The sequence below is a fragment of the Streptomyces sp. R21 genome (genome assembly GCF_041051975.1).
Classification (GTDB): Bacteria; Actinomycetota; Actinomycetes; order Streptomycetales; family Streptomycetaceae; genus Streptomyces.
Genome location: NZ_CP163435.1, coordinates 4443025 through 4455420 on the forward strand (window position 1 = coordinate 4443025; position 12396 = coordinate 4455420).

Consider the following 12396-nt stretch of genomic DNA (forward strand, 5'->3'; position numbering starts at 1 on the left):
GGCGGTCCCGAACTGTCTCAGTTCGGGACCGCCGCGCATGCTGCTCAGCCCTTCACGCAGATGAACTGCTTCAGCTTCGCCACGACCTCAACAAGGTCGCGCTGCTGCTCCATCACCTGGTCGATGTTCTTGTAGGCACCCGGAATCTCATCGAGCACGCCGGAGTCCTTGCGGCACTCGACTCCCCGCGTCTGCTCCTCCAGATCCCGCACTGTGAAGCGGCGCTTCGCCGCGTTGCGGCTCATGCGTCGCCCTGCACCGTGCGAAGCCGAGTTGAAGGCCTTCTCGTTTCCGAGCCCCTTCACGATGTACGAGCTGGTGCCCATCGAGCCCGGGATGATCCCGTACTCGCCGGAGCCCGCACGGATCGCACCCTTGCGGGTAACCAGCAGGTCCATGCCCTCGTACCGCTCCTCTGCCACATAGTTGTGGTGGCAGGAGATCTCTGTCTCGAACGTCGGTTTCGCCTTCTTGAACTCCCTGCGGATCACGTCCTTCAGGAGCCCCATCATGATCGCGCGGTTGTATTTGGCGTACTCCTGGGCCCAGTACAGATCATTTCGGTACGCCGCCATCTGCGGGGTGTCCGAGACGAACACAGCGAGGTCACGATCGACCAGCCCCTGGTTGTGCGGGAGTTTCTGTGCGACACCGATGTGGTGCTCGGCAAGCTCCTTGCCGATGTTCCGGGAACCGGAGTGCAGCATCAGCCACACCGAACCCGACTGATCAAGACAGGTTTCGACTAGGTGATTCCCGGCTCCGAGCGTCCCCATCTGCAAAGTTGCACGTTCCTGACGGAATTTGACCGCCTCAGCAACCCCATCAAACCGCCCCCAGAACTCATCCCACCCAGCCGTAGCCATCCCATGGAACCGACCGGGATCAACGGGACTGTCATGCATCCCCCGCCCCACCGGAATAGCCTCCTCGATCTTCGACCGAAGCCGAGACAGATCCCCCGGCAGGTCATTCGCGGTGAGCGACGTCTTGACGGCAGACATCCCGCACCCGATGTCCACCCCCACCGCCGCCGGACACACCGCATCCCGCATGGCGATGACGGACCCGACCGTCGCGCCCTTGCCGTAGTGCACGTCCGGCATGACGGCGAGGCCCTTGATCCACGGCAGGGTCGCGACGTTCTGGAGCTGGCGCAGAGCCACGTCCTCGACCGACGCCGGGTCGGTCCACATGCGGATCGGGACCTTCGCGCCCGGCACCTCTACGTATGACATTTCGTCCTCATTCCCCCGGAAAACCAACAGAAGTCTTAAATCGCAAAACCGGCGCCAAGATCGACGTTTGGGACAACGGACCGGCGTCCACGGCCGTGCGTGCGATACACATTGTCTCCAGGGGCCGCCCCCGTGCGGCAACCGATTAACCTGCGGGCTTCGCTCTGGAAGCGATGCCACGACCCGTCGAGAGGAGCCTGACCGTGCAGCGGAAGGCGTACGTATCCGGCGTTGCCGTGCTCCTCGCGGTGGTGCTGGCCGGCTGCACCAGTGGTTCGGGGGGCGGGGACCAGCCGGACGACTCGAAGGCGGGCAGCTCCGCGACCACGGCGACCGCGGCCCAGCCGGGCAAGTACCGCACGCTTCCGGAGCCCTGTGGCGCGGTGAGCCACGACACGCTCGACACGCTGCTGCCCGGCATCGAACAGGCCACCGACGACGAGCAGCGCGAGAAGGAGTACGCGGGCGAGGCCACGCAGACGTTCGACACGGACCGCCGCGTGGGCTGCCGCTGGAAGGTGGAGTCGACCTCCGCGACCGATCACCTCCTGATCGACTTCGAGCGCGTGGTGTCGTACGACAACGCGGTCAGCGACGACAGCAAGGCCGGCGACATCTACGGGACCAAGGAGACGGCCGCCGACCTTCCCGCACCCGCCACCAGCTCCGGCGACACCACGACGGAATCCCCGGAATCCCCGGAATCCGCTGACAGCGCGAGCGACAGCGGAAGTTCCGACTCCGCCACCCCCTCCGACGCAGCCGGTGCCGGCGCCAGTGCCAGTGAGACGCCCGCCGACCTCCAGCCCCGCACCCTCGACGGTCTCGGCGACGAGGCGTTCCTGAACGACAAGCTGAGTTCGTCCGGTTCGACGGCTCAGCAGCGCACGGTGACTGTGGTGTTCCGCACGTCCAATGTGATCGTGACGATCGTGTACGACGAGCAGCCGACCGCTTCCGTGGAGGCGCCGGACAGCAAGGAAATGCAGGACAGGGCGCGAAGTCTGGCGCAGAAGCTCGTGTCGACGTTCAACAGCTGAGGGGTGCGGCGGGGTGGCCGGCGGCCTCTCGCGAACCCTCCGATTCAGGGCCGCACTGCCTTCTCACCGCGTACCGTGGCCCCTCGGACCCGACCGTCTCGCATGATCCACATGTGAGCGACCCCCGAGCGCCCCGAGTGACGATGACTGAAGGAACCATGCACCGACCCGCACAGCGTGCCCAGCGAGTACAGCGATTCAACCGCCTCCTTGTCGGCGCGGCCGCCGTCCCGGCGCTGCTCGTCGTCGCCGGCTGTTCCTCGGACTCCGGTTCAGGGTCCGACTCCAGCGACAAGGGGAAGACGACCGCGAGCCCGTCCGCATCGGCGAGCGCTTCGCCGACGGTGCAGGCGGCGGCGTACGCGAAGCTGCCCGAGCCGTGTGCGGTGCTGTCGAAGAAGACGCTGGGCGAACTAGTCCCGAAGGGGAGCAAGTCCGCCAAGGAAGGCAAGTCGGGCGATACGGACAATCGCAGCAGCTGCTCCTGGAACAGCCTCGACAACAACGGGGTGAAGGGTTCCCAGTTCCGCTGGCTGAACGTGTCGCTGCTGCGTTTCGACTCGGACGCCTCGCGCGGTGAGGGCGACAAGCTCGCGCAGACGTACTACGAGAAGCAGGTCAAGGAAGCGCAGACGGTGACCGGCGCGAAGGGCACCAAGTCGGAGCCGGTGACCGGGACGGGCGACGAGGCCACGGCGGTGCGCTACGACCTGAAGAAGAAGGAAGGCACCTTCAAGCAGCAGACCATCGTGACCCGCGTCGAGAACGTCGTCGTCACGCTGGACTACAACGGTGCCGGTCTCGCCGGTGACAAGGCGCCGAGCGCCGACGATCTGGCGAAGGCCGCGAAGAGCGCCGCCAAGGAGGCGGTCGCCGCGGTGGCCGCCGCGAACGGTGACGGCGGCGGAAGCGGTGGCCAGGCGAGCGCCTCGCCCTCCAAGAGCGCGTCGAAGAGCCCCTCGAAGAGCGCTTCTCCTTCCAAGAGCGCGTCGAAGTCGGCGTCCGCCTCCGCGTCGCCCTCGAAGAAGAGCTGACGTCACGATCTCGGGCGGCCGCCTGCGTCCCAACTCGCAGCCCGGCCAAGCCTTTTGCAGGAGCCCGGCCGCGACAGTGGTCGGGCTCCTGCCGTACCGCCCGTCCGCGCGCCGCACACATGTGCCACTCTGTTGCGCGCAACAGCATGTAAGGGGAGGGGAGTACAGGTGGCCGGGCCACTTCAGCTGACACGGATGCACCGGATACTCATCGGCGTGGTCGTCTCCGGTGCGGTCGTCATCGCCGGTATCGGCTTCGCGGGGTCGTACGCGGCTGTCCGCGCGCTGGCCCTGAAGAAGGGCTTCGGGGACTTCTCGTACGTCTTCCCGATCGGCATCGACGCGGGCATCTGCGTGCTGCTCGCGCTCGACCTGCTCCTGACCTGGATCCGGATCCCGTTCCCGCTGCTGCGCCAGACGGCGTGGCTGCTGACGGCGGCGACGATCGCGTTCAACGGCGCGGCGGCCTGGCCGGATCCGCTGGGTGTGGGCATGCACGCGGTGATTCCGGTGCTGTTCGTGGTGTCGGTCGAGGCGGCCCGGCACGCGATCGGGCGGATCGCCGACATCACCGCCGACAAGCACATGGAGGGCGTGCGCCTCACCCGCTGGCTGCTCTCGCCGATCCCGACGTTCCTCCTCTGGCGCCGGATGAAGCTGTGGGAGCTGCGTTCCTACGAGCAGGTCATCAAGCTGGAGCAGGACCGTCTCGTCTACCAGGCCCGCCTGCACTCCCGGTTCGGCCGCGCCTGGAAGCGCAAGGCCCCGGTCGAGTCCCTGATGCCGCTGCGGCTGGCCCGCTACGGCGTCCCGCTGGCGGAGACGGCTCCGTCGGGTCTGGCCGCGGCGGGCATCGAACCCGTGCTGCTGCCTCCGGCGCCCGCGCCGGTGGCGGAGCCCGCCCCGCGGCCGGCTCCCTCGCCGGTGCCGGTCCAGGCCGCTCCCGCCCCGCAGCAGCGCGAGCTGGAGATCTCGGCTCCTGCTCAGGAACCCGTGCAGGAAGAGAACCCGTGGTTCCCGCCGCCCAGGGAGGTCGTCTACGAGGGCGGCTACGACCCCTCGTTCGAGCCCCCGCACGACCCGGCGTACTCGCCGGAGCAGGAGGCGTGGCAGTGGTACGACGAGCAGCACCAGGCTCAGGCCGCCGGGCCCTCTGCGGAGGAGACGGGCAGCTTCCCGATCCCGGCGGGTGCCGGTGACCGCACCCGCCAGCTGGGCGAGGGTGGCGGGGCTCCTCAGGCTCCCGAGCCGGACGAGGAGTCGTACTACCAGGTCTTCAAGCAGTCGATAAACGGCAGCTACCCGACTCCGCGTGAGCTCATCGGCAATGTCGAGGCGGAGTTCGGTCTCAGCCTCCCCGCCGAGGACGCCAAGCGGATGGTCAATCGCTTCACCAACCGCCACAACGCGGAGCTGGAGGAGGACCACATCGCGTAAGCGGTGACAGGGACAGGCATACGACGGAGGGGGCGCCCGGTGATCACCGGGCGCCCCCTCCGTCGTATGCCAGGAACTCTCCGCCGTATCACAGGCGCTACGCGGCGAGCAGCTTCCTCACCCGGTCCTGGCCCACGGCGAGGAGCAGCGTGGGCAGGCGCGGGCCGGTGTCGCGGCTGACGAGCAGGTGGTAGAGCAGGGCGAAGAAGGTGCGCTGGGCGACCTTGATCTCCGGCGGGAGTTCCTTGGGGCCGGCGTCGGCGGAGAAGCCGGCCTGGACCTTGGGGACGCCGTAGACGAGGTGGGTCAGGCCGTCCAGGGACCAGTGGGTGTCGAGGCCGTCGAGGAGCAGGCGCAGTGAGGCGCGGCCTTCGTCGTCGAGGGACTTGAGCAGTTCGGTGTCGGGTTCGGCGCGGACGACGGTGCGCTGGTCGGCGGGGACGTGGGTGTTGATCCACGCCTCGGCCTTGTCGAGGCGTGGCCGGACCTCGTCGAGGGTGGACAGGGGGTTGGCGGGGTCGAGTTCGGAGAGGATGCGCAGGGTCTGGTCCTCGGCTCCGGCGGTGATGTCGGCGACGGAGGCGAGGGTGCGGTACGCCATGGGGCGGGGGGTCTTGGGCAGTTCACCGGCTGCCGTGCCGACGGCGCGGGCGTACGCGGCGGCGTCCGCGGGGAGCACGGAGTCGTCGGTGACCTTGGCGGCGAGCTTGTCCCACTCGTCGTAGAGCCGCTGGATCTCCTGGTCGAAGGCGATCTTGAAGCTCTGGTTGGGGCGGCGGCGGGCGTAGAGCCAGCGCAGCAGCTGGGGTTCCATGATCTGGAGGGCGTCGGCCGGGGTGGGGACGCCGCCCTTGGAGGACGACATCTTGGCCATGCCGCTGATGCCGACGAAGGCGTACATGGGGCCGATGGGCTGCTTGCCGCCGAAGATGCCGACGATCTGGCCGCCGACCTGGAAGGAGGATCCCGGGGAGGAGTGGTCGACGCCGCTGGGCTCGAAGATGACGCCTTCGAAGGCCCAGCGCATGGGCCAGTCGACCTTCCAGACGAGCTTGCCGCGGTTGAACTCGTTCAGCCGGACGGTCTCGGTGAAGCCGCAGTCGGCGCAGACGTACGTCAGCTCGGTGGTGTCGTCGTCGTATGCGGTGACGGTGGTGAGGTCCTTCTCGCACTGGCCGCAGTAGGGCTTGTACGGGAAGTACCCGGCGGCGGAGATGCTGCCGTCGTCCTCGGCGGCGGCGCCGGATCCCTCGGCGGCTTCGAGTTCGGCCTCGTCGACCGGCTTCTGGCCCTGCTGCTTCTTGGCGGGGGCCTTCTTGGTGCGGTACTGGTCGAGGATCGCGTCGATGTCGCCGCGGTGCTTCATGGCGAACAGGACCTGCTCGCGGTAGACGCCCGAGGTGTACTGGGCGGTCTGGCTGATGCCGTCGAACTCCACGCCGAGCTCGGCCAGCGAGGTGGTCATCGCGGCCTTGAAGTGCTCGGCCCAGTTCGGGTACGCGGATCCGGCGGGGGCGGGCACGGAGGTGAGGGGCTTGCCGATGTGCTGCTGCCAGGAGTCGTCGACGCCGGGGACGCCGGCCGGGACCTTGCGGTAGCGGTCGTAGTCGTCCCAGGAGATGAGGTGGCGCACGGTGTGCCCGCGGCGGCGGATCTCGTCGGCGACCAGGTGCGGGGTCATGACCTCGCGGAGGTTGCCGAGGTGGATCGGGCCGGAGGGGGAGAGTCCGGACGCGACGACGACGGGTTTGCCCGGGGCCCGACGCTCCGACTCCTCGATGACCTCATCCGCGAAACGGGAGACCCAGTCGGTGGTCTCGGTGCTCTGGCCCACGATCGGCACGTCCTTCTTCCTCATACGCCAGTACGGCTGACCGCACCATTCTCCCAGCTCGGACGTGAACCGCGAAAACGGCTTTTCATCGCGTGGGATACTGGCTTTTCTGTACTGGTCATCTGTACTAGGCAATCTCCGGAACCCGAGCAGAACGGCAGCCACTCCATGGCCTCGGTCACGTCCCTCACCGCTTCCGTCCACCAGCGCCTCGCGGACGCCCTCTCGGCAGCTCTGCCGGAGGCCGGTTCCGCGGACCCGCTGCTGCGACGAAGCGACCGGGCCGATTTCCAGGCCAACGGGATCCTGGCGCTCGCGAAGAAGGCGAAGGCGAATCCTCGGGAGCTGGCGACGCAGGTCGTCGGGCAGATCGTCTCGGGTGAGGTGATCAAGGACGTCGAGGTCTCCGGCCCCGGCTTCCTGAACATCACGATCACGGACCGGGCGATCACCGAGAACCTGGCCGCGCGTGCCGCGGATGCCGAGGGCCGTCTCGGCGTGCCGCGTGCGCAGAACGCGGGCACGACGGTGATCGACTACGCGCAGCCGAACGTGGCGAAGGAGATGCACGTCGGTCATCTGCGGTCCGCGGTGATCGGTGACGCGGTCGTGCAGATCCTGGAGTTCATCGGCGAGTCGGTGGTCCGGCGCCATCACATCGGCGACTGGGGCACCCAGTTCGGCATGCTCATCCAGTATCTGATCGAGCACCCGCACGAGCTGGACCACGAGGGCGGCGAGGTCTCCGGCGAGGAGGCCATGTCGAACCTGAACCGGCTGTACAAGGCCTCGCGGGCGGTCTTCGACTCCGACGAGGAGTTCAAGACGCGGGCGCGGCGCCGGGTGGTGGACCTTCAGGCCGGTGAGCCGGAGACGCTCGCCATGTGGCAGAAGTTCGTGGACGAGTCGAAGATCTACTTCTACTCGGTCTTCGAGAAGCTGGACATGGAGATCCGGGACGCGGACGTGGTCGGCGAGTCCGGTTACAACGACATGCTGGACGAGACGTGCCGGCTCCTGGAGGAGTCGGGTGTCGCCGTCCGCTCGGAGGGCGCGCTGTGCGTGTTCTTCGATGACGTGAAGGGCCCGGACGGCAACCCGACCCCGCTGATCGTGAAGAAGTCCGACGGTGGCTACGGCTATGCGGCGACGGACCTGTCCGCGATCCGCGACCGTGTCTTCAACCTGAAGGCGTCGACGCTGCTGTATGTGGTCGACGCCCGTCAGTCGCTGCACTTCAAGATGGTCTTCGAGACGGCGCGCCGGATCGGCTGGCTGAACGACGAGGACGTGAAGGCCGTGCAGCTGGCGTTCGGCACGGTTCTCGGCAAGGACGGCAAGCCGTTCAAGACGCGTGAGGGTACGACGGTGAAGCTGGAGGACCTCCTCGACGAGGCGGTCCAGCGTGCCACCGCCGTGGTGCGGGAGAAGGCCGAGAAGGTGGGCCTGAGCGAGCAGGAGATCGTCGAGAACGGACGGTACGTCGGCATCGGCGCGGTCAAGTACGCGGACCTGTCGACGTCCGCGGTGCGGGACTACAAGTTCGACCTGGACCAGATGGTCTCGCTGAACGGCGACACGTCGGTGTACCTGCAGTACGCGTACGCCCGTATCCAGTCGATCCTGCGCAAGGCCGGCGAGGCCCGCCCCGTCGCCCACCCGGAGCTCGAACTCGCCCCGGCGGAGCGCGAGTTGGGCCTCCACCTGGACCGCTTCGGCGAGACGCTCGCCGAGGTGGCGGAGGGCTACGAGCCGCACAAGCTGGCCGCGTACCTGTACCAGCTGGCGTCGCTCCTGACCACGTTCTACGACAAGTGCCAGGTGCTGAGCGACGACAACCCGACGGAGGTCGTCGAGAACCGCCTGTTCCTCGTCGACATCACGGCCCGCACCCTCCACCAGGGCATGGGCCTGCTGGGGATCAGGACGCCTGAGCGGCTCTGACCTACGCCTCCGGTTCGTTTGAAGGTGTGACGAATCCGGAGGTGTCCAGGTCGAAGTCGAACGGCGCGGGCACGTGGAGCGGGCGCCCGAAGGGGACCGTGGAGCGTGAGCGGTACCCCTTCGGGGACGGGTCCCAGAAGGCGGTGATGTCCTCGGCCTGCATGTCCAGGACGAGATAGACCGGGACCACACGCCCGTAGGTGTCCAGCTTGTCGAGCCAGTCGACGTCCTTGGTGGACGCCGACGTCAGCTCGGCGACGAGTGAGAGAGCGGCACCGTCGGCGTGGCGGCCTTCGGCTTCGAAGGCGGCCTCGTCGGCGACGAAGAGGTCCGGCCCGAAGCCGCGCCCGGCGGAGGGAAAGGTGAAGAGGAACGGTGAGGTCTCCGTGACCGTCCCTTCCGGAGCGTGAGACTCCACCTGCTTTCGCAGGCTGCGCATGGGACGCAGATAGCGCAGCTTCGACCACGGTGACACGACGATCTTCCCCCGGATGAGCTCGGCCTTGTAGCCGTCAGGTGTGTCCAGTTCCTCGACGGTCCGGAGCATGTCCTCGAACGCTCCGGTTGTCGTGGTCGCCTCTATGGCCATCGGCCGCTCGGTCATGGTGGTCACCACGGTCTTCCGCTGCTTGCAGGGCGTGTCGCTGCCTCCACGGTAGCGCCGGACGTTGATCTCGGCCCGGCCCGAACCCGCATGCACCCAAACGAGGTAACTCACAGTGACAGTCCCAGCGCCTCGCGGGCAGGTGCAGCTCCCAACTCGAACCACAGGAGCTTTCCGCCCCGCCCAAAGAGGTCGTCCCCGAGCGGGAAGGCGCCCCAGTTGTCCGCCCATCGCCGTACGAGGAGAAGCCCGCGTCCGCGCTCGGCCGGCTCCGGCACCGCGCTCAGCGGACCGCGTCGACCAGGAGGCTTGTCGAACGGGTCCGGAATGTTCGGGTCGGTGTCCCACACGCTGACGCGTACGCCGGGGGCGTCTTCGGCGCCGAGGGCGCGCAGGCGGAGGGCGGTGGGGCCGGGGGTGTGCAGGTAGGCGTTGGTGACGAGTTCGGACGTCAACAGCTCTGCGGTGTCGAGGAGTTCAGCCATCCCGTACGCCGGGAGTACGGCGCGCAGGGTCATGCGGGCGATGCGCGGGGTGCGGGGGTCATGGGGCAGGTGAAGGGCGTACGACCAGGTGTGCGGCGGGGATACGGTGACCATGTCGCCTCCTTGGGGGCGGAGTTCGGTCCGCTCTTCTCCACGTCGACCCGGCGGTGGCATGCCGTGCGCAATCGGCACGCGGTGCGCTTCCGGCTTACGGGGCAAGGGAGTTGGGCGGGGCGAGTAACACCGTAGGGCGTAGCGTGGTCTGCATTCCATGCAATGCAGGGAACGCAGACCCTATTCCCCCGTGTGGGGTACCTCTGCGACATTTGCACGGACGAGGAGAAGCAGCCGATGCCCGAGCCGAGTTCCCTGCCGACGGTGCGTCGACGACGCCTCGGCATTGAACTGCGCCGACTACGCGAGCGCGCGGACCTGAGCGTCACCGAGGCGGCTGGGCTGCTGGGCGTCCCGCAGTCCCGCATCAGCAATATCGAGGCCGGGCGCTACGGAGTGAGCGGCGACCGAGTACGCGCCCTCGCAGGCCATTACGACTGCACCGACAGCGCGCTGGTCGACGCCCTCGCGTCGATGACCGGCGAGCGGCGACGCGGCTGGTGGGAGGAGTACCGCGACATCCTCGCGCCGCGCATGCTGGACCTGACCGAACTGGAGCACCATGCGACGCGGATGCGCGTCGCCCAGATCATCAACATCCCCGGCCTGCTCCAGACCAGCGCCCACGCACGAGCGCTCTTCGAGCAGACCGTCCCGCAGCTCAAGCCGCACGAGATCGAGCACCGGGTCTCCCACCGGGTGAAGCGCCAGGCCGTGCTCCACCGCGACCAGCCCGCGCCTTACAGGGCGGTCATTCATGAAGCAGCCCTGCGCATGCGCTTCGGCGACCGGGCCACGACCCGAGACCAGCTGGCCCACCTCATCGAGGTGAGCGACCTCGACCACGTCACCCTGTCCGTCGTCCCCTTCGACAGCGGCCCCTTCCACACCTCGGGCCAGGGCGTCGACTACTTCCACGGACCTGTCCGGCAACTCGACACCGTCCAGATCGACACCGACCACGGCGGCGAACTCATCGACTCCCCCGCCCAGTTGGAGCGCTACCGCCTCGTCCTGGACCGTATGGAGACCGCCGCCCTCACCCCGGCCAAGTCCCGCGACTTCATCGCCCAACTCATCCAGGACTTCTAGGAAGCGCCCGCCATGCCCGAACTCCACTGGCAGAAGTCGACGTACAGCCAGGAAGCCTCCTCCTGCGTCAACATCGCCACCGCCCCCGACGGAACGATCCGCCTCCGCGAGAGCGACGACCCGGAGGTCGCCCTCAGGACTACGCGCGCCCCGCTCAAGGGCCTCATAGCCGCAACCAAGGGCAGACCATGTGGTGAGGTAAGCAGGGCACCAAGCGTGGAGTGGGAAGTCGTTCTCCAGGAATACTCGCTGCCGCAGGCGCTGGAAAGCAGGTTTGCCGTGAGTCTGGCTCACCTGCTTCCGATCGCCCACAGAAATCCCGTGTTCCGGTCTCTGTATCCAGTGATTTCCATGTGGTCGCTGATCGTCACGGATTCCGCGACCGTGGAGGGCATGGTGGATGGACTCCCCGCCATCGCTGCCATGGACGGCGTGCACACGGTGCTGGCCTGGCCGTATCCGCAGGAGACCGTTCTCTTTCAGAGCACCGATCCCGCCGAGGCCGTGGAATTCACGGCCCGGCTGATCGAGGAGCAGCGCGCAGGGTGATCCGCGAGGGAGCGGGGGACCAAGGGAAGCCCGTCAGCCCCAACTCCCGGAAAATTCCTGGTCAGTGGGTGGCCCTGCCGTCACTGGGCATGGCGACACTCCGGAACCGCTGGCCTTCCGTCCGGGGCACGAGTCGACGCGACGATCGACGGGCCGCGGCACGAGCCGCTGCTGTGGTGCGCGGTCGATCCGGCCACCCTGGGTGACTGGCTGCGGCGGGCAGCCGTACTCCACCCAGGGGCCCTGCTGGGCATCAGGACGCCTGAGCGTCCCTGACCCACACCACGCAGAACGGCACCGTGGCCCGTCCCCTCCTCAAGGAGCGGACGGGCCACGGTCGTTGATGCGGTCTATCGGTCGATCAGGTGGCCGGGTTGCCGTTGGCGAACCGCTTGAACGCCGCCTGGGTGCCCGATCCGGCGATGCCGTCGATGTCGCCCGCGTAGCCGTAGCTGCCCTGGAGCAGGCGCTGCAGGGCCTTGATCGTGTTGGGGCCGACGATCCCGTCGATGGAGTCGTTGTAGCCCCAGTACTTCTGGAGGCAGCGCTGGAAGGCCTTCCAGCTGTTCGTGCCCAGCTGGCCGTCGGCGCCGTCGGTGTAACCCCAGTACTGGTTCAGCCAGTTCTGGACCTTCTTGGCCTCGTCGGTGCTCAGGCCGAGGTTGTTGACCGACTGGATGGAAGCGTGGGAGGCCACCACGGACTTCGAGGCGGGCGCGGTCGCCGCGAAGCTCGCGCTCGCGGTCGCCAGGCTTCCGGCGGCGATCCCGACGACGGCGGTGAGGCTGACGAGGGTCCTCGTCAGAGTGTTCGAGCGCATGGGCTTCCCTTTCGGGTCGTGAGTGCAGGTCGTGAATGCGGGTCTCAAGTGCGACACCCGGCCGTTCCGCCGGGCTGACGACAAGAGCGTGCGGTGTGGGCGGCGAGAGTTTCCAGAGTTGCCCGGCAAGTGACGCCATCGCGGGACATCCCACCCTCTGACCTGCGAGGACGCGGCCCGAGGGGACGGTGCCGTGGGACGGCCG

General features: G+C 67.9%; 11 protein-coding genes. 6 read left to right on the plus strand and 5 right to left on the minus strand.

Annotated features, from left to right (window positions below; all coding sequences use genetic code 11):
* Positions 1–44 precede the first annotated feature (44 nt).
* Positions 45–1238, minus strand: coding sequence for an RtcB family protein (locus tag AB5J56_RS19840; protein ID WP_369234066.1), 1194 nt, complete (start codon positions 1236–1238; stop codon positions 45–47).
* A gap of 203 nt (positions 1239–1441) precedes the next feature.
* On the opposite strand from AB5J56_RS19840, the gene AB5J56_RS19845 reads away from it, so the two are divergent.
* The 3 genes from AB5J56_RS19845 to AB5J56_RS19855 all read left to right on the plus strand — a co-directional run bounded on the left by AB5J56_RS19845 (position 1442) and on the right by AB5J56_RS19855 (position 4749).
* Entirely contained in the window at positions 1442–2278 is an 837-nt protein-coding gene (locus tag AB5J56_RS19845; protein ID WP_369234067.1) for a DUF3558 domain-containing protein, read from the plus strand.
* 143 nt (positions 2279–2421) lie between these two features.
* On the plus strand, positions 2422–3312 hold the full coding sequence (locus AB5J56_RS19850) for a DUF3558 family protein (RefSeq protein WP_369234068.1): 891 nt from the start codon (positions 2422–2424) through the stop codon (positions 3310–3312).
* A gap of 195 nt (positions 3313–3507) precedes the next feature.
* The gene (locus AB5J56_RS19855; RefSeq protein ID WP_369234069.1) at positions 3508–4749 is read left to right on the plus strand and encodes a DUF2637 domain-containing protein; all 1242 of its coding nucleotides are present in this window, start codon (positions 3508–3510) and stop codon (positions 4747–4749) included.
* 97 nt (positions 4750–4846) lie between these two features.
* On the opposite strand, the gene lysS is transcribed toward AB5J56_RS19855, so the two are convergent.
* The gene (gene lysS, locus AB5J56_RS19860; protein WP_369234070.1) at positions 4847–6592 is read right to left on the minus strand and encodes a lysine--tRNA ligase; all 1746 of its coding nucleotides are present in this window, start codon (positions 6590–6592) and stop codon (positions 4847–4849) included.
* Between the two features lie 159 nt (positions 6593–6751).
* On the opposite strand from lysS, the gene argS reads away from it, so the two are divergent.
* On the plus strand, positions 6752–8527 hold the full coding sequence (argS, locus tag AB5J56_RS19865; protein WP_369234071.1) for an arginine--tRNA ligase: 1776 nt from the start codon (positions 6752–6754) through the stop codon (positions 8525–8527).
* A gap of 1 nt (position 8528) precedes the next feature.
* On the opposite strand, the gene AB5J56_RS19870 is transcribed toward argS, so the two are convergent.
* Together AB5J56_RS19870 and AB5J56_RS19875 are read right to left on the minus strand one after the other, a co-directional pair.
* Positions 8529–9245, minus strand: a complete 717-nt coding sequence (locus tag AB5J56_RS19870; RefSeq protein WP_369234072.1) for a Uma2 family endonuclease — start codon at positions 9243–9245, stop codon at positions 8529–8531.
* Positions 9242–9730, minus strand: a complete 489-nt coding sequence (locus AB5J56_RS19875) for an ATP-binding protein (protein ID WP_369234073.1) — start codon at positions 9728–9730, stop codon at positions 9242–9244. The genes AB5J56_RS19870 and AB5J56_RS19875 overlap by 4 nt, the downstream gene beginning before the upstream one ends.
* 237 nt (positions 9731–9967) lie before the next feature.
* On the opposite strand from AB5J56_RS19875, the gene AB5J56_RS19880 reads away from it, so the two are divergent.
* Together AB5J56_RS19880 and AB5J56_RS19885 are read left to right on the plus strand one after the other, a co-directional pair.
* The gene (locus tag AB5J56_RS19880) at positions 9968–10822 is read left to right on the plus strand and encodes a helix-turn-helix domain-containing protein (protein ID WP_369234074.1); all 855 of its coding nucleotides are present in this window, start codon (positions 9968–9970) and stop codon (positions 10820–10822) included.
* A 12-nt stretch (positions 10823–10834) separates the two neighbouring features.
* Positions 10835–11371 carry a DUF397 domain-containing protein gene (locus tag AB5J56_RS19885; RefSeq protein WP_369234075.1) on the plus strand — a complete coding sequence of 179 codons (537 nt, stop codon included), beginning with the start codon at positions 10835–10837 and terminating at the stop codon, positions 11369–11371.
* A 361-nt stretch (positions 11372–11732) separates the two neighbouring features.
* On the opposite strand, the gene AB5J56_RS19890 is transcribed toward AB5J56_RS19885, so the two are convergent.
* Entirely contained in the window at positions 11733–12191 is a 459-nt protein-coding gene (locus AB5J56_RS19890) for a peptidoglycan-binding protein (RefSeq protein WP_369234076.1), read from the minus strand.
* Positions 12192–12396 lie beyond the last annotated feature (205 nt).